This window comes from Aquiflexum sp. (genome assembly GCF_041749095.1).
Lineage (GTDB): Bacteria > Bacteroidota > Bacteroidia > Cytophagales > Cyclobacteriaceae > Aquiflexum.
The window spans coordinates 1-18483 of the sequence record NZ_JBGTCA010000402.1 but is presented as its reverse complement, the minus strand read 5'-3'; the positions used below and the strand labels follow the sequence as shown (position 1 = coordinate 18483).

The 18483-nt window shown below is 40.1% G+C and carries 16 protein-coding genes, 1 tRNA gene and 1 pseudogene; 3 read left to right on the top strand and 15 right to left on the bottom strand.

Annotated features, from left to right (window positions below; all coding sequences use genetic code 11):
- Positions 1-174: 174 nt before the first annotated feature.
- The 15 genes from ACEW8O_RS18350 to ACEW8O_RS18280 all read right to left on the bottom strand — a co-directional run bounded on the left by ACEW8O_RS18350 (position 175) and on the right by ACEW8O_RS18280 (position 16895).
- Positions 175-3633, bottom strand: coding sequence for a ThuA domain-containing protein (locus ACEW8O_RS18350; RefSeq protein WP_373496081.1), 3459 nt, complete (start codon positions 3631-3633; stop codon positions 175-177).
- 99 nt (positions 3634-3732) lie between these two features.
- Positions 3733-3963 (bottom strand): hypothetical protein, encoded by a 231-nt coding sequence (locus ACEW8O_RS18345; RefSeq protein WP_373496080.1) that lies wholly within the window; start codon positions 3961-3963, stop codon positions 3733-3735.
- Positions 3964-4042: 79 nt separating this feature from the next.
- Positions 4043-5170: an ATP-binding protein gene (locus ACEW8O_RS18340; RefSeq protein ID WP_373496079.1), complete on the bottom strand. Its 1128-nt coding sequence runs from the start codon at positions 5168-5170 to the stop codon at positions 4043-4045.
- Positions 5171-5324: 154 nt separating this feature from the next.
- Positions 5325-6524: a phosphoglycerate kinase gene (locus tag ACEW8O_RS18335; RefSeq protein WP_373496078.1), complete on the bottom strand. Its 1200-nt coding sequence runs from the start codon at positions 6522-6524 to the stop codon at positions 5325-5327.
- 283 nt (positions 6525-6807) lie between these two features.
- Positions 6808-7770: an L-threonylcarbamoyladenylate synthase gene (locus ACEW8O_RS18330; RefSeq protein WP_373496077.1), complete on the bottom strand. Its 963-nt coding sequence runs from the start codon at positions 7768-7770 to the stop codon at positions 6808-6810.
- Positions 7770-8480, bottom strand: coding sequence for a tetratricopeptide repeat protein (locus ACEW8O_RS18325; RefSeq protein ID WP_373496076.1), 711 nt, complete (start codon positions 8478-8480; stop codon positions 7770-7772). Before ACEW8O_RS18325 ends, ACEW8O_RS18330 begins: the two co-directional genes overlap by 1 nt.
- A 31-nt stretch (positions 8481-8511) precedes the next feature.
- Positions 8512-8961, bottom strand: coding sequence for an acyl-CoA thioesterase (locus ACEW8O_RS18320; RefSeq protein ID WP_373496075.1), 450 nt, complete (start codon positions 8959-8961; stop codon positions 8512-8514).
- On the bottom strand, positions 8958-9509 hold the full coding sequence (locus ACEW8O_RS18315) for an NUDIX hydrolase (RefSeq protein WP_373496074.1): 552 nt from the start codon (positions 9507-9509) through the stop codon (positions 8958-8960). Before ACEW8O_RS18315 ends, ACEW8O_RS18320 begins: the two co-directional genes overlap by 4 nt.
- A gap of 4 nt (positions 9510-9513) precedes the next feature.
- On the bottom strand, positions 9514-10104 hold the full coding sequence (locus ACEW8O_RS18310) for a hypothetical protein (protein WP_373496073.1): 591 nt from the start codon (positions 10102-10104) through the stop codon (positions 9514-9516).
- The gene (locus tag ACEW8O_RS18305; protein WP_373496082.1) at positions 10104-12014 is read right to left on the bottom strand and encodes an ATP-dependent DNA helicase RecQ; all 1911 of its coding nucleotides are present in this window, start codon (positions 12012-12014) and stop codon (positions 10104-10106) included. The genes ACEW8O_RS18310 and ACEW8O_RS18305 overlap by 1 nt, the downstream gene beginning before the upstream one ends.
- A gap of 1 nt (position 12015) precedes the next feature.
- The gene (locus ACEW8O_RS18300; RefSeq protein WP_373496072.1) at positions 12016-12792 is read right to left on the bottom strand and encodes an enoyl-CoA hydratase/isomerase family protein; all 777 of its coding nucleotides are present in this window, start codon (positions 12790-12792) and stop codon (positions 12016-12018) included.
- 81 nt (positions 12793-12873) lie between these two features.
- Positions 12874-14838 (bottom strand): ComEC/Rec2 family competence protein, encoded by a 1965-nt coding sequence (locus tag ACEW8O_RS18295; RefSeq protein WP_373496071.1) that lies wholly within the window; start codon positions 14836-14838, stop codon positions 12874-12876.
- Positions 14839-14923: 85 nt separating this feature from the next.
- Positions 14924-15460: a DUF3575 domain-containing protein gene (locus tag ACEW8O_RS18290; RefSeq protein ID WP_373496070.1), complete on the bottom strand. Its 537-nt coding sequence runs from the start codon at positions 15458-15460 to the stop codon at positions 14924-14926.
- A gap of 39 nt (positions 15461-15499) precedes the next feature.
- Positions 15500-15964: a GNAT family N-acetyltransferase gene (locus tag ACEW8O_RS18285; RefSeq protein ID WP_373496069.1), complete on the bottom strand. Its 465-nt coding sequence runs from the start codon at positions 15962-15964 to the stop codon at positions 15500-15502.
- Positions 15894-16895, bottom strand: coding sequence for a PhoH family protein (locus ACEW8O_RS18280; RefSeq protein WP_373496068.1), 1002 nt, complete (start codon positions 16893-16895; stop codon positions 15894-15896). Before ACEW8O_RS18280 ends, ACEW8O_RS18285 begins: the two co-directional genes overlap by 71 nt.
- Positions 16896-16998: 103 nt before the next feature.
- On the opposite strand from ACEW8O_RS18280, the gene ACEW8O_RS18275 reads away from it, so the two are divergent.
- The 3 genes and pseudogenes from ACEW8O_RS18275 to ACEW8O_RS18265 all read left to right on the top strand — a co-directional run bounded on the left by ACEW8O_RS18275 (position 16999) and on the right by ACEW8O_RS18265 (position 18228).
- Positions 16999-17775: an S-adenosyl-l-methionine hydroxide adenosyltransferase family protein gene (locus ACEW8O_RS18275; protein WP_373496067.1), complete on the top strand. Its 777-nt coding sequence runs from the start codon at positions 16999-17001 to the stop codon at positions 17773-17775.
- A pseudogene (locus ACEW8O_RS18270) lies at positions 17775-18056 on the top strand (putative quinol monooxygenase); the annotation flags it as partial. The gene ACEW8O_RS18275 and the pseudogene ACEW8O_RS18270, both read left to right, overlap by 1 nt.
- A gap of 88 nt (positions 18057-18144) precedes the next feature.
- Positions 18145-18228 (top strand) — tRNA-Leu (locus tag ACEW8O_RS18265).
- The last annotated feature ends 255 nt before the right edge of the window (positions 18229-18483 follow it).

Here is an 18483-nt window from a genome sequence, read left to right as displayed (position 1 = left end):
CTAACACCAGAGTAATTTATGCCATGATTATCAGAGAATTTGTGTGAAATTATCACTAATCGAATTGAGTCATGGCATGAGTAGAAAAAAACCAGAGTAACCCATGCCATGACTATTAGACATCAAGTATAAAATTTAAACATACTTGGTTGAGTCATGGCATGAATACTGATTTTATTTTGACTTAAATTCCGCAGAAAACAGAATAGCCGTGGGTTCTCCTGCTTTTACAGGTCTGGTTACAAAATAAACTGACCTTAGCTTTCCAACTGTCTGTTTATCGATATTAATAAGACTTTGTCCCATCATAAATCCCGGTTGTGGACCGGGGCTGTTAACTTTGAAAACCCCCTCACCAATTTTTTTGCCCGTTGGCGAATCCAATCTTACTTCTACCTGATATCCTGATTCAGAAGGCTGCTGTCCTCCACCTGATAGTTGTATACCCGAAATTTCGGTAAGTTCTATATCATGAAAGGCAAAGGATGCTTCCTGTTGGGGGATGTTCATTAAAGTCCTTCCATTGAAAATTGCGGTAGCATATCCCTCTAATTCTTTTGCTGCTTCCATTCCCATTTGTGGGTTCCGCAAAGTCACTGATTTATTTCCGATAAGTGGTTTGATGTTTACTCCACCACGGTCCGTAAAACTTGCCGATAATACAAATACTCCATTATCGGACCAAGTCTTACCAACTGTTGGTTCCACTGTTCCTGATGCTGGTAAGGATGGTTTTTCTTCCATTCCCCTTCTTCCTAAAGAGAGGATATAGGCCACCACTTTTTTTGCATCCTCATTTTTAAGATCAGGATTTGCGGGCATCACAGTCTCTCCCCATACTCCTCCTCCTCCTGTTTGGATTTTATTGACCAAATAGTCTACGGAAGCATCCGGATTTCTTCTGTATTTCCTTGCTACCTCAGTGTAAGACGGGCCTATCGACACTTCATCTTCCTTATGACAAGTCTTACAGGTCAAAGAACTCATGATACTCTTACCTGTCATCGCCTCGGTCATAATCAAATGCCCTTTAGAAGCTTCAGCCTGATCAAGTCCTGAAATATAATCTGCTGAAACATACAAGGTCGAAAGGTCATTTCCTGCTTCCGCATCATCCGGGTCGGTAACTGAAACAGAATACCTAACAGGTTTTCCGGGAAAATAAAATGACTGGTTTCCTTTTATTTCTATATTGACCAAGGGAGCGATATTGCCTGCATATACAGATACCCAGGTGCTTTTGGCACTTAGGTTATCAGGATCTGAAACTTTCACATGAACATCATAATCCCCTGCTTCCTTGAAGGTGTAAGACAGTTTAGGCTCTTTGGTTGTCACTTTTTCGCCATTTCCCAAATCCCAGACAAAGGTCAGGGGATCATTTTCCGGGTCAGTTGCTTTTACAGTAAAATTAGCTGTAAAAGGTAAGGCTCCTGAGGTTTTTTCAACTTGTAGGTTACTGACGACCGGAGTCCGGTTTCCTTCATTATAATCCACCCTGAACAAACCCGCATCCGGGTTTTTGGTAAACCATCCGTTGCCATACTCAAGAAGATACAATTTGCCATCCGGACCCAATTCCATATCCATCAGGGCATTGAATTTGGTTGTGGACATAAAGGGTTCCATTTTATCAAAATCCCCGTTTGGTTGCATGGTGACTGCTTTTACCCATCCTCTCACCCATTCATAGATGAACAGTTTCCCATCATAATAGGATGGATATCGGGTTTCTTTCGGGAACATGTCAGAATAATAAACAGGGCCCGCCATGGCATTTCTTCCACCTGTTCCTACAGAGGGAAAATCCGGTGAGATCCCATAAGGATACCAGATAAAGTTTTTCTTTTCAACTGCCGGCAATTCTCTAAGTCCCGTATTATTCCTTGAATTATTGACCGGTTTATTCACATCAAAGCTGTCGCCTGAGATCCCGGTAGCAAAATCATATTCCACATATGCATAATTGTCGCCCACAAAAAATGGCCAACCAAAATTTCCTGCTTTTCTGGCCTGATTGACTTCATCATAACCCATAGGTCCCCTTGTGTCCATACTATCTGCAGCAGCGTCAGGCCCAACTTCTCCCCAATACAGAAATCCGGTTTTTTGGTCAACTGATATTCTATATGGATTTCTGTTTCCCTGTACATAAATCTCAGGCCGGGTCTTTTCCATACCTTTAGGATACAGGTTGCCTTCGGGAATATCATAACTTCCGTCCTCGTTTACTTTAATTCTAAGGATTTTTCCTCTCAGGTCATTGGAATTTCCAGAGCTTCTTCTGGCATCAAACTGCTCAAATCCCGGTCTGTCGTCCAATGGTGCATATCCCCTGTTGACAAATTTGCTCTTGGATTGGTTAAATGGGGTGGAATTGTCGCCGGTAGAAAGGTATAACAAACCATCTTTGTCAAAGGCAATAGATCCACCTGTATGACAACAGATATTCCTTTGGGAATAGAGTTCCAAAATGATTTTTTCGGAAGCCATATCCCACTGGTCATTGGCAAATTTAAACCGGGAAAGTCTGTTGACTTCCTGATCACCAGTCGGACTATAAAAAACAAAAACAAAACCGTTCTTTGCAAAATTGGGGTCTTTTTGAATACCCATCAAACCTTCCTCCGCATTGACACCCCGCGTTTCGGTTTTCCAGTAAACGTCCAACTTGGCGACCTCCCTAACAACTGAATCCCCGTTTATATATAAAAGCACCTCTCCTCTTCTTTGGGCAATCAAGATGTCCAAATTGGGCAGAATAGTCATCTCGGTAGGTTCAGTAAATTCACCGAGTACCAGTGTTTTTTTTTCGAATCTGTTCTCCTCAGGAACCCTTTGGGTTTTGGCCTTGGAATAATCAAGATTTTTATTTTCCCCTGTGGCATATCTGATTCCTTCCAGAATATGCTGTACAAACAATTCTTCCTCGAAGGATTCACTGGTATGTCCACCTGCTGTGTAGAAAGCCCTGCCACCATCATATTCATGGTACCATGCCATCGGGTGAAAGCCCATCGGTTTGGTATGTTTATAACTATCCTCATCAATATCCATCAGGACATTTACTTCAGGATTGAGTTTTTTAAAATGGTACCATTCATCTCTTCTATTCCATATTTCAGGTAAAAAACGTGTCGTTGAATGTTCCCTGTCTGTTACGCGAAGGGTGCCATCTTGGACATTGGGGTGGGGATCCCCGATTCCGGGATGGTAAGAAAAATATCCGCCAACAAGTCTATTGTACCAGCCCCAATGATATTCAGTATCCGTGGCGGCATGTATCCCCACAAAGCCCCCACCTGCCTGAATATAACGCTCGAAATCAGCTTGCTGATAATGGTCAAGTACGTCGCCTGTAGTGCTGAGCCAAATGACAGCCGCATATTGCTTTAGATTTTCTTCATTGATGAGTTCAGAATTAGTTGTAGTATCCACTTCAAATCCATTTTCTGCTCCCAATTTCATGATAGCTGCTATTCCGTCAGGGATGGATTCATGATAGAATCCTGCAGTTTTACTAAAAATAAGCACTTTGGGATCTCCGCTTCTTTTGTTGTTACAGGAAGAAATGAGCAATATAATTGAGAAAAAAAGCAGAAGGCCTTTTTTCAGGTAATTAAAGGTTATCATAGGTTTAGTTTTGGGGGGAAGTTAATCAGAATTCAGGATTGGTATTGATTGATTGGTACAAATGGGTAATTATCAGTAGGATTGGTTCATATCAAGGTTTCAATTTCCACAGGAATAACTCTCATAGTCTTCCTGAAAAATTGACCATAACTTATCATCTTCGTCCCTATAAGTGATCGTTCCTGTTTTTTTGTCTCTCCTGATATCGCGGCTGATTTCGAGGACAGTTCCATCATTCATGACCACAGTACAGGACTGATTGATCTTTTCCACATCAAGGCAGGCACCTGTCATCAGCATCAAGCAACAAAAGACCAAAATCCTTATCATAAATCAATTCATTTTATACAGCCTCAAAAATAGTGTTTTCATCGAGACCACAAATACAATCCATCCAATCTTTTGATTTTCAAGAGGTGTTCTGAAACCATCTGATCATCAGCGTGTCGACAAGACGGTAATATTTATCCCCCAATTCGTCATAATCAAAATAGACTATTTCCTTTTCAATCAGCGCATCCAAGGCCCGCAATACTCCCGCAGAACTCTTCAGATCATGCTTTTTTAAAAAATCTCCCGCTGTGGGCGAAAACACCTTTTCTTCTTTTGCTATTGCAGCCAACACATCCCATTGTGCCTTGGTAAGTAGATTCCTGATATTAAAATAGGTATGCTCGATCTCCTCCATAATTCTCATTGCCTCTAATTTCCAAGATAGTGAAATCAACTTTTTGTGCCCTGCATGGTAAATCCTATTACACAGTAATTGTACATAGTAAGTATGCACATCCGTCCACTCCAGCAATTCATCGATGGCCACTTCATTCACTTTCCATTTCGCATTTTCAAATTTTTCTTTGATGAACTCCTTATAAATTTCTTTGTCAATTTTGCCAAGCCTAATGAAACTCGTGCTGCTGAAAAATGGTCTGTTGGGATGGTTGAACAATTCAGTCATGATATGATGCTGACTTCCTGAGAATATAAAAACCACGTTTTTCAATTGCTGTACCACACCTCTAAGCCAGGCATCTACATTATTTTCAGGGTATTGGGTAATCTGTTGAAATTCATCTATGGAAATCAGTACAGGAACTTTTTGTGCTTCCAACACCTCAAAAATTGCCTTGATATTTTGTTTGGCAACCTCTGGCTGAACGTCAAAACTCACACTGGGCAATCCTGAAAGGTCATTGAACTGTATAGAAGGTTTGATTGATTTCATGAAATTCCAAATTTTCCTTCCCATAGAACTGTTTTCCTCAATGGTCTGGAGTATGGCAGTAGCCAGTTCATTTAGAAATTCCGCAAAATTTTCAGTTTTGTAAATGTCCAGATAAACTGACAACCAGTTATTGCCAAGCACGTGCTCGACATGTTTGATCAAAGCAGTTTTGCCCATTCTCCTCACAGAAACCAAAGTAATGGACTGCCCGCCTTCCAAAAATCTTTTGATCTTCGCAGTTTCTTCTCGCCTATCACAGAAATTTTCAGGTCCTGTATATCCTGTAGTCGGAAATGGAGTTTCTCCTTTCATACCTTAAATTTATGTAACAAAATGTTAGTAACAAAATGTTACTAACAAAATGTTACATGAAAACACCATAGATAGTAAAATAAAGGTATTTGAAAGAGAAATGACCGAAAAAATCGGTCTTTTCTTGTTAATAATATTAGAGTAAATCCATTATTTACGGCATCAAGGCAGCGACGCCCGGTAATACTTTACCTTCCATATGCTCCAGTAAAGCACCGCCTCCTGTAGAAACATAAGAAACCTTATCGCCAAAACCGAACTTATTGACTGCGGCAGCGGAGTCTCCACCACCAATAAGTGAGAATGCACCACCTTCGGTGGCCTCGGCAATAGCCTCGGCTACGGCTATCGTACCATTGACAAAGCTGCTCATTTCAAATACACCCATTGGGCCGTTCCAAAGAATGGTTTTGGAGGATTTGATCACATCAGCAAACAGTTTCCTGGTTTCGGGTCCGATATCCAATCCCATCCAACCATCAGGCACTTCACCTGCTTTGGACAGATCTTGTTCTGCATCATTGGCAAAAGACTTTGAAATAACTGTATCCAACGGCAATATGATTTTCACCCCTTTTTCCTCGGCCTTGTTCATCAATTCCATAACAAAGTCAAGCTTGTCTTCTTCACACAGGGAATCTCCGATTTTTCCTCCTTTAGCTTTGGAAAAAGTATATGACATCCCTCCGCCAATAATCAGATTATCCACTTTCTCCAACAACCTTTCAATGATCAATATCTTATCTGATATTTTGGCACCTCCCATAATGGCAGTGTAAGGTTTTTCGGGATTCTCAAGAACCTTGTCCGCATTCTCCAATTCAGACTGAAGAAGGTAGCCGCTGGCTTTGGTTTCGAAATACTGGGCAATCACAGCAGTAGATGCATGCGCCCTATGGGCAGTTCCAAAAGCATCATTCACATACACATCCCCGAGTGCAGCAAGTTTTTTGGCAAACTCCTCATCTCCTTTTTCCTCTTCTTTGTAAAACCTTAAGTTTTCCAAAAGCAATACCTCACCCGGTTTAAGGCCTGATGCAAGATTTCTTGCTTCTTGACCAATACAATCAGGAGCGAATTTAACAGAGTGACCGATCAATTTTTGGAGTTCACTAATCACATGCCTCAGTGAATATTTATCCGTAGGGCCATCCTTTGGTCTACCAAGGTGCGACATTAATATTACCGAACCGCCATCTTTAAGGATTTTATGGATGGTGGGTATAGCTGCACTTATCCTTGTATCATCGCTGACATTCTGGTGTTCATCCAAAGGCACATTAAAATCAACCCTAACCAGGGCTTTTTTTCCATTGAAGTCCAAATTGTCCACACTTTTAATTCTGCTGTTCATGTTTATTGTTGTTTAATGGTTTGTTGAAATGAGAAATAATGGTTATCCGCTTCTTTGCCAGTAACCCAATATTCAATTACAAACAGGTCGGAAGTCCGATGTCCGATGTGCTGGGCATATCATTTTCCTTGCGAGAATTATATTGAATTACCATTTTACTATCAATATTGCGAACATACATGTAAGAAATTAAACTTGTTTTTCAAGTGATACACTCCATAATTAATTTTATATTAAAATTGAAATTTAAAGACGACCTTCTTAAATCGGCTTCTGGAATCGTCTAATCTACTGCAGCCCTTCTCAACCTATCATTGATCGCCCTTCCCAAACCCTGTTCCGGCAAAAGCTCTGATAAAATTACAGAAACATCCATGGTATCCAAAGCCCTCATGGATGCAAATAAATTTTTTGCTGCTTCATTGAGGTTTCCACTTAGACTGAGTTGAACTTGTTGACCAGTCGGAACAGTCCTGAAAACATCTCTAAAAGATAATACCGCAAATGCAATTCCCTTTAATTGGTATTCTATAATCAGGCTTTCAAGATTGCCTATGATAAATGGTTTTGTTGGAGCATAGTGACTTTTAAGCATGCCCGGGGTTTTCGGATTACTACTGGAATGGGTCATTACTTTTACTTTTCCAACTACAGCCTCTATATCCTTCACATCAAGTCCGCCAAGTCTATACACCACCACCTCATTGTTTTCAATTCCGACTATGGTGCTTTCCAGACCTACCTCGCAAGAACCTCCATCCAAAATAAAAGGAATTTTATCCCCTAATTGGTCATTGACATGGGAAGCTTTGGTGGGGCTGATGTAGCCAAAAGGATTGGCACTTGGTGCTGCCAAAGGAAAATCCAATATATCCAACAACTCCCTTGAAAGTGAATGGTCAGGAATGCGAACGGCTACCCTGTCCATTCCACTTGTTACCAAATCGGGTACAAGGTTCTTTTTGTGTAGGAGTAATGTCAAAGGACCCGGCCAAAACTTCTCTCCCAAAATCTTCAATTTTACAGGGATTTCAATCACAAATTCCAATACCCTTTCAATGGAAGATGTATGGATGATCAAAGGATCAAATACAGGTCTGTTTTTAACAGTGAAAATCTTTGAAACGGCATCCGGATTGAGGGCATTACCGGCCAAACCATAGACCGTTTCTGTAGGAATCCCTACCAATTCTCCCCGCTCCAAAAAAGCTTTGGCTTTGTCAATATCTTGTCCTATTTCAGCCATTATTCTTTACAAAAATCATCAATCCAGGATTTGGCTTCTGCAAATCCAAGGTTGAGCGATAATTTAAGATTTGCACAGCCATCTTCTTTTTGTCCGAATGCACTCATCTGGGTGACTCCCAATAAATAATATGCTGCCCCATTTCTATTGTCCAGATTGACAGTATTGACCAGGGATTCAATGGCCCCAACAGGGTCATTGTTTCCCAATTGGGCCTTTGCTTTATTGAAATGAGCCAAAGCTTGATCAGGATATGATTGAAGGACTATGTCAAAATCAAAAATGGCATCCTCGTATTCTTCAAGACCCAACAAGGCCAGGCCCCTGTTGTAGTGAACGTCGATTTGTTTGGAATCCAGACCATTGGCCATATTATAATCCAGAAGTGATTCTTTATACATTTTCTTTTCAAGATAGGCGTTGCCCCTGTTAAAGAATGGCTTGTAGGAGGTGCTGTCTTTTGATATACTTTCTGAAAATGCAGTAATAGCATCATCATATTTGCCCTGCTGAAACAATGCGACTCCTTTGGCATTTAAGGCCGAAGTGTTTTCGGGATTCTTTTCGATCGCTCTGTCAAAATAAGAAACGGATTGCTGATATTGGGAAGCTTCCAGTAATTTTATTCCTTCATCAAAAAGTTCCTGTTCTGATGGACTGCAAGAAAGAATCAGGGCAGTGAAAGCAAGCCAGTAAATTTGTTTTTTCACGGATTTTTAAATTTTGGGCAAAGATAGGGAATTATGCTTCCTTGGAAGACTCTCCCATCATTTTTGCTGCATATTCTGCCGGAACTGGAATTGGCTTCATGGTATTCATATCCACTGCAACCATGGTAGTCTCCGATTCAGCGAATATTCTGACTTCACCGGATTCTGTCATCCCCATCACGACCTGTTCAAGGATGAATGAGGATTTTCCGACTTTTGTACACTTGATATACACAGATGGTTTATCCATAACATGGATCGGTAACCTATAATCGATCTGAATATTGGCCACAACAGTCCCTATTTTCAGGATATCCCAACCACAAAACTCAAAAAGATAGGAAGCCCTTGCATGCTCAAGATAATTGAAAAATATCCCGTTATTGACATGCATATAACTGTCAATATCCGAAAATCTGACCTGAATAGGCACTGAAAAAGAAAAAGAGGACAATACATCCTCTGAATCATATTTTTTCATAACAGTATTTCAGACTTACTGGTTTTTTCCAGCATTCTGAGAATTGAGGGATTTGGTCCAACAAAATCCTCCACCGCATCAAATGGAATCCAGGCCAAATCTTTGCTTTCTTCTGAAATCACCAATGGCTCATTCATTTCTGCTTCAATCAAAAATCGAACATCATAATGAAAATGCTCAGGGACCTCACCCCTCTGAGGTATGGTGTGTCTGTCGATATCGAATATTCCAGAATCTACAAACCTCAATGAACTAAGTCCACTTTCCTCCTGCGCTTCTGCCAGGGCAACTTCAAGAAGGTTTTCGTGACCATCAGCATGACCTCCCAATTGAAGCCAGTGGTTAAGTTTCCTGTGAAGGGTCATCAATGTATGGGTTCTCATTTTATTGACTATCCATGCCGAAGCAGTGAAATGCCCCTGTAATCTCTCTCTTACAAAAGCCAGGTCATCATGGGTGAGTTCTATGAAATCCTGAATAAATGATCCCTCTTCTTCAAAAGGAGTGCGGTACTTTTCGAGGTTTTCTCTAAGTTTTTTTCTGTCCATAATTTCATTGACTTTGGAATAATTCTTCGATAAAAAGATCAAACGGTCTTGCCTCTAGGTATAAATGATCTGAATAAACGGTGACTAGAACTTTGAGGAAGTTGGGCTTATCGTTGATACTTACTTTTTCAATACTGACATTACCGAATAATTGATCTATTTTCTCGGTAAAATCAACCTTATTGAGGGGTGGTTTAAAATATTGTTTCTCGGTAGTCCTGACATTCTCTTGGATTTCTTCTATTTTCCTGTCAAGACTTACACGTTGATAACCCAAATCTAACATTCGCCTGCCAAATGCAAAGAAAAGTTGCGAAAAAGTTTTTTCGGAAAAAGGACTTTCATACGAAATTGCAAATCCATTGGCATAAGGACTTTTGAGAATATGAACTTCGGGGTGACTGTTCATTCCGGAAGTTTTGAAATGATAGTTTTTAGAAACCAACTGCATCAATGCTTCACCCTCATCTGAAACCATCCATGAGTCTGTATTTTCAATTTCCTCCACCGTTTGGAGAAAATTCTCTTTGATATTTAAAGGGGTGAATTTTTTAGGAAACAATTTTCCTAACACATCATCTATAAAAGAAGCCATCAGTATTTTATCTTGTACATTCCATTGGGTTCTGACAAAATCAGTCCTTCATCTTCCATTTCACGCAGGATTTCAAGGGTGTTTTTGTCATTTTTCAATCCAGGAACTTCTTGAATGTTATGTATTGAAAACCCATTTCCATCACTTAAAGTTTGAATTATCTTTTCTTTCATCTTTAGGTAGTATGTTTCATCTGATTTCCTTTTCCCAATACACACATCACAGATTCCACAATCCTTCTCCGCCCACTCTCCAAAGTACAAGGAAATCTGATTGGCTCTGCAGGAAGTGGAATCCCTGACATAGGCCACCATGGATTTGGCTTTTGAAATGGCATTTTGCCTTCTTTCTTCAATGCGTTTGGCATTTAAAGGCAGTTTCCCCGCATCATACCTTTCAGTCAAAAACGTGATCTGTGGCTCGTCCTTCCGCTTGTCATAGGCAAGAATCGCTACCTGATCCAAATGCTCCAGTTGCTGTACCAAATCTTTATCGGACATCCCAAGACTTTTTGCCAATTTGGATTCCTGTATCTTAATAAAATCAGCAAATAGCTCACCCCCGTACATCCGCAATAGCACCTTGATCAAAACATCCAACTTTGCATTGGCAATCTGAAACTCATACAATTTGCTCTGATCCACCAAAAAATGAATGGAAGAAGGTGAGAAAAAACTTTCATTGAGTTCCAACAAACCTTCTTCTTGCAATACTTTCAGTGAATTGTAGGTAGTCATCAAATCCAGCTTATATGTACCGGTGAAAACAGAAATTTCAAATCCATAACTCTCCATGAATCCACTACCTACAGCCATTCTAAAATAATTGGCCAGGCTTTGGTACACTTTCTTAAGGAAATCCAATGGTGGATAGGCAATACTTGCCCTTTCTTCCAGCACTTTCAAATCCTGTTCGTTGGTCAGCAATACACCATAAGCTTTTTTCTCATCCCGGCCTGCCCGGCCTGCTTCCTGGTAATAATTTTCAAGGTTTTCCGGAAGGTCAAGGTGAATTACAATTCTTACATCAGGCTTGTCTATTCCCATACCAAAGGCATTGGTTGCCACCATTACCCTGACCCTACTCTGTATCCAATCCTGTTGCCTTGCTTCCCTGACCGCATTGTCCAATCCGGCATGATAAAAGGTAGCAGATATCCCCATTTGATGAAGAACGGAGGCAATATCTTTGGTTCCTTTACGGCTGCGGACATATAGTATCGCCGAACCGGGAACCTTTCTGAGGATTTCTATAGCTTTTTCCAGTTTGTTCTCAGCCATACGGACAGAATAGCTTAGATTTTTCCGGGAAAAAGATTTGACAAAAATCTCAGGGGATTTCATCTCCAGTTTTTCAACAATATCTGCTTTGACTTTTAATGTCGCCGAAGCAGTCAAAGCCATGCAAGGTACCTTAGGATGAAACTCCCGGATTTTGGCAATCTCAAGATAGGGTGGGCGGAAATCATACCCCCATTGCGAAATACAATGCGCTTCATCCACGGCAATCAAGTTGACTTTCATTTTCTTGAAGCGCTCTATAAAAATCTCTGTTTTGAGGCGCTCGGGTGATACATATAAAAACTTATAATTCCCATAAATACAATTGTCCAGAATTGTATCTATCTGCCTCTTGCCCATCCCGGAGTAAATCGCAGCGGCCAGAACACCTTTTTTTTTAAGGTTATCGACCTGATCCTTCATCAGGGCGATCAATGGGCTGATCACCAGACAAACTCCATCCATTGCCAAAGCAGGAACCTGAAAACAAATGGACTTCCCCCCTCCTGTGGGCAATAATGCCAAACAGTCTTTGCCCTGCAGCACAGCAATCACAATATCCAATTGCACAGGACGGAAATCACTGAAACCAAATACTTTCCGGAGAATATCGTGTGCCCTGTCCTTCAATTTACCATTCAATTGATTCCTTGTTTAAAAATGCTGCAATTCCTTTTTGGCAATCCGCAGTACCTCTGGCTTTTGCATTCATTGAGGCTGCATACTCCAATCCATCGTCTAAATTTCTTTCCTGTACCCTTGCGATCATTTCTTTGGTCAATGCCATGGACTGACCGGAATTCTGCCGGATTAGTTTTTGTGCATATGCAAATACCCTGTCCTCTAATTCACCACCTTCTACTATCCAGTTTATCAATCCCATATCCTTTGCTTCAGATGCCGAAATCAGATCCCCATCCAACAACATTTGTTTGGCTTTTCCTTCTCCGATTTTCCTGATCAGGAAAACCTTCACAATCGCAGGAATAAAACCAATTTTCACCTCGGTATATCCAAATTTTGCTTCACTAACTGAAAAAGAAAAATCACAGACATTTGCCAAACCACATCCACCTGCAATTGCATGACCTTGAATCTGTGCAATGATCACCTTGGGTGAGGTATATATCATATAAAACAAATCCTTCAAACTACGGCTATCAGCCAGATTTTCCTCATAGGTATTGCTCTGCAGGGATTGAAGGTAAGCGAGATCGGCACCCGAACAGAAGACCTTGCCGGCTGCTTTGATGACCATGACTTTTACTTCTTTGTCTTCACTGAAATTTCGGATACCATCTTTCAGCGCCTCCACCATTTCGGCATTCAATGCATTTCTCTTTTCGGGCCTGTTCAGTTCAAGGTAGCCTATTCTCTCTTTTACAAAGGAATTGATTGGATGATTCATCTTTCGGTCTTTATTGTCAAACAAAGGGATGCTTATTCTATTGAAAGATAGAGTACAGCTTCTGCTCTTCCAAAATTCAGTTTATTTAAATCGGACTTTCAGTGCTTTTTCACCCAACTCCAATGTGTCCGACATTTTTGATTTTTGCCAAGACCCGTCTTTCCATTCTAAAACATCTTTTTCCGGTTGGTTATCTTTGAAAATCAATTGTTGGTCCAGAAGCAATAGATTCCCATCAATTCCGGGCAAGACCAATTCCAAACCTTGCTCAGTTTGAAAAGCTAACATTGAATAAGAATTAAAAGTCTTCAATGCGCTTCTATTGGGCAAGATACTGTAAGTGTAATCTCTGGATATATTCTCCTCAAAAGAATACAAACTGGACCTATCCAAAAAATCTATTGCCCTGCCCTGATTCAAAGCATAAATAATAAGTTCTTTGTTTTTCTGTTGAAAAATAAATTCCGTGACCCTGAGAATCCCAGCTAAAATAATCACTGTCAAAAAAGCAATTCCCAATTTCCTACTTGGATACAGCCATAAAAGAAGAAATAGAGTCAGCATCAACCAATAGAATATTACCTCCCAGACTGAAAGACTGATTTCACTGATTTTTGAAGCCGGCAGATCCTGTATCCAAAAAATAATCAGATTAACCAAAGCAATCAGATTTTCTGTCACCCATGCCAAAATCTTGGGAAGAAAAGGAATTTGGGCAAAAACCATGAAAGGAACACCAAAAGACATGATCAAAAATGCTCCTGGAATTGCCGCTAGATTGGACAAAATAAAATATGTCGGGAAAATATGGAAATAGTAAGCAGAGATGGGAAATGTAGCCAACTGTGCAGCTATTCCAACAGTGCTGATCTGCCAGACATATTCCAAAAACCGGTTTCCGGGGAGCCAAAGTCTGACCAACATTGGCTGAATGACCAAAATACCCAATAGAGCAATATAGGACAATTGAAACCCAACTGCATAAATCAGGAAAGGATCTAAAACCAATAAAATCAGAGCCGATAATGCTATGGCGTTGAAAATGGAAGGGCTTCTTGACTTCATCTGTGCCAAAGCCATCAGAGAAAACATAGTTGCCGCTCGCATCACAGAAGGAGACATTCCTGTCAACATTGCATATCCCCAAATCAGGAGAATGATCAAAGATAAATACAGGACCCTTTTGGGTACCTTCAGTCTAAAAGGTTTGACAAAAAGAAAGAAAAAACCATAAATAATCCCCACATGTAAACCAGAGACAGCCAAAATATGCATGGCTCCCGCTGTTGCATAAGCATCGCTTACTTCCTTGTCAAGGTTCTTTTTCTGACCCAAAAGCAATGCTTTTGCCACTTGAAGATTTGCTTCCTCTCTGAAGTAATAATCCATTTTCTCCATAATCTTAGACCTGATTCCAATAAAAAAATCCTCAATAGGTCTTTCATTTACTTTTCCGATGAATTCAAACTTGTCTCCTATAAAATGCTGATGGGAAATCTTTTGTCTACGCATAAATCCTTGATAATTGAATTCATAAGGATTTTTTGGACCTTGAATTGGCTGAGGTTTCCCTGCAATCAAAATGACATCACCAGGTTTCAATGGCTCCCCGGAGCGGTGATAGATCAGTACTTCTCCTGTGATAGGGCTTGCAAGACTATCATTAAATACCCTTTTGACCAAAACCCTGTTCGCAATAGAATTTGGCTTGGCCTCATCATTTGACAGAACTGTCCCTATGTAGCTTTTTATTGGAAAATCAGCATTGAGAATTTGGTCAGGTTGGTTTTTGATATCAGTGACTTGGGCAAAAAACAATCCTAATAATGCAAATTGAGAATAAGCAAGAATTGGTAACAGAATATTATAACGGTAATGCTTTCTGTATATATTGATGTTGACCAAAATGAAGTAGACAAGATATGTGGCTACGATAGTCACAATAAGAATATACTTGGGAATCGACTCACCTATAAGTGAATAGACAACCACCCCAAGGATGAAAAAAAACACATACCTCAAAAAAGGAAATTCAGAGAACCGCATAGCAGAAAAATTTCTATGAATTTACCTAAAAAAAAGAAAAAGGAGTCTTTTGGGACTTCTTTGAATTGATATTAATCGGATAATATTAAAACCGGTAACCTACATTGAAGCCGGCTTTGAATTCCACAGCTGAAAATTCATTTGCAACTTCCTGAGAAAACCCACGGGAAATTGAGGCGAATGGTCCAAAAGCAAAATTATTGAAATTCCATCTGTAACCGCCAATCAGGCCGATATATGCTGAATTCATATTGGTAACCTTAGTGATATTGTCTACAGTCTTTACGTATTCACCAAAACGGTATTTGAAAAATGGAGAGACATAAACCCTTCCATTTTCGTCTCCGGCAAAATAAAAATTATAGGAAGCCAGTGCGGAAGTAACAGAGAAATCTCTATCATCCTTACCAGAACTGTATCCAAATCTATCATTAAGATGCAATTCAACTCCAATCGATTGGTCATTACTTACAAATTTCTCATAACCCAATTCAACAGATCCCAAGAATATGGTGTTAAGAAAATTCAACCTAACCTCCCCTTTGGGGTCTTGTAATCCCTGAGAAAATGCAGGGGCATTCAATAGAATTAAGCCAATAAATGCAAATACTAAATTTTTCATGATTAAAATTTTAATTCAAATATTATAGTTTTTTTTGGATTACAAATATAATTCCATTTTAAAATGTTGAATGTTACATTCCTCAAACATATCACTAACTTTTTGGAAACCAAACTTGGCATATAGGGGCATGGCATCCAACTGTGCGTGCATATACAGTTTCTTGCCTGTTGATTCAGGATGGGCTGCAATATCATCCAATATAGTCTTTACAAGAGCCTGACCAACTCCCTTGCCCCTCATGGGTTTTAGCACTGCAAACCTTTCGAGTTTTATTCCATTATCAGTAAACCTCCAACGTGCGGTACCTGCAGGCTGGTTTTTTAGTCTTGCGAGAAAATGGGTAGATGTGTTTTCAAATTCGTCATACTCTTCTGCGGGGTCCACTTCCTGTTCTATGACAAACACATCCTCTCTGATCTTAAAAATGGTATTAAGCTGCTCCTCCGTCAGCACTTTTTCCACTTGGATTAGCTGTTCTTCTATCTTCTCTTTGGACTTCATCTTTTTCGTACGCTTCTATGATTGATTTGACCAATTTATGCCGGATTACATCTTTGCCGCTCAGGGTCACAATGCCGATGTTCTTTACATCTCTTAATACATGCAGGGCTTCTTTCAATCCTGATTTTTGACGGTTGGGTAAATCCACTTGGGTCTGATCTCCTGTAATGATCACTTTGGAATTGGGACCCATACGGGTTAAAAACATCTTGATCTGCTCACTAGTGGTATTCTGTGCTTCATCCAAAAGTACAAATGCATCATGCAAAGTCCTTCCCCTCATGTAGGCCAAAGGCGCAATTTCAATCACCCTGGTTTCCTGATAGTATTTTAATTTTTCCGGTGGGACCATGTCAGAAAGCGCATCATAAATAGGTCTCAAATAAGGATCAAGTTTTTCCTGCAAATCTCCCGGTAAAAACCCAAGATTTTCTCCTGCCTCCACAGCAGGTCTGGTTATGATGATTCTTTTGACTTCCCTGTTTTTCAATGCCCTGACTGCCAAAGCCACCGCAATATAGGTCTTACCTGTACCCGCAGGTCCTAGGGCAAAGACAAGGTCATTTTTAGATGCAGACTCGACTAGTTTCCTCTGATTGGGTGATTTGGGCTTGACTACCAGACCTTTGTTGCCATATAAAATCACATCATCTTTTTGATTTTCCTCAAAAGGCGCTCCTTCCAATGCGATATATTCCTTTACATTTTCAGGTGTCACATTCCCGAACCTGTGGAAATGCTGCAAGAGCATATTGAGGAGGTCATTGATTCTGAGTATTTCGGGTGCACGGCCCTGTATCCGAATTTCATTACCTCTTGATACGATTTTGCTTTGGGGAAAAGCGGAAGCTATTTGACGGATATTCTCGTTTTCTGATCCTAAAAAGTCCAGCAGCGGAATGTTTTCTAAAGTAATTACCTTTTCTACCAAGCTATTCTATTTGATTTATGAATTGTCTTATGGTGTAAGGATAAAATCCCTAATTTTGTTCACACCTGATACAAAAATACTAAATTTTAACAGACTTGCTTCTATGGCATTGATAACATTCACCTCGGATTTTGGAGACGGGGACTTTTACGTCCCGGCAGTTAAGGCTAAAATGTTATCCATCAACCCCCAACTCAACATTGTTGACATCACCCACAAAATAGATGTTTATGATATCGCCCATGCGGCCTTCGTCCTGAAATCCATCTACAAAGATTTCCCAAAAGGCACCGTCCATTTGGTTGCTATGAACAGTACAAGCAGTACTTCTGAAGGCTATATTGGCATTAAACTCGACGAACATATTTTCCTTGGCCCTAATAACGGTGTACTCAGTTTGTTGTCAGAATTCGATCCGGGAATCGTAGTCAAGTTTGCAGATGTTCATGTGAAAGCAAGTACTTTTCCGGTAAAGGATATCCTTGCACCTATTGCGGCAAAGGTAGCATCAGGGGCAGCCATCCATGATTTTGGCGGGCCATTGATGCAGATCAAAAAAATGATTCCCCGGCAGTTCAAAGCTTCGAAAAAGCAGATTTTGGGCCATGTGATCAGGGTAGACAATTATGGAAACCTGATCACCAATATCCCAAAAAGTGTTTTCGAAACTCTTAATCCGGGAAAATACAGCCTTGAATTTGGAAGGGAAAAACTCCCAAGACTGAACCAAACTTATGATGATGTAGATGCGGGGGATTGTTTTGCGTTCTTCAACAGCATTGACTTGCTGGAAATAGGCATCAACCTTGGGCATGGAGCTGACTTGTTGGGGCTGAGACATGACAGTCCCATTTTTATCAACTTTGAAGTAGCGCAATAATGTTGATCCGTGTAGTCAGAATGACCTTTAAAGAAAATAAGGTGGATGAATTTTTGGAGAACTTTGAAGCGAACAAAGAAAAAATCAGAAATTTTCCCGGCTGTCATCATCTTGAACTTTGGCAGGATGAAAACGATCAGCATATTTTCCTGACTTACAGCCATTGGGAAAATGAAGAGGCATTAAATCAATACCGTGATTCCGAGCTATTTAAATCTGTATGGGCAGTCACCAAGCCACTTTTTGCTGAAAAGCCATTTGCTTTCAGTTCGAAAAAAATTTATGGAACTGCCTTAATTGGGCTTGCAAGGAAAAGAATCTTTACTCATATTTGCATCCCGTTCAGCAAGGGACAGGGATAATTGAAATGCCCAGGTGGCGGAATTGGTAGACGCGTTGGTCTCAAACACCAATGAGGTTACACTCGTGCCGGTTCGACTCCGGCTCTGGGTACAATAAACCCCTTTAGAATTGTTTCTAAAGGGGTTTTTGTATTTTTTGGCAAACAGTTTCGTTTTTTCTTTGATTTTCCATAATTAGTAAAAATAAAAAGTAAAAAATTGCAAGTATTTTTATCTTATGGGAAATTGTAATCGGTAAATAACAATACACCAATTTCGGTAAATAAGAATACACCAAATTTGGCAACAATAATGCACCACTAAAAATCCCCTTGGGGCATGCCCCAAGGGGATTTTAGAGTATTTT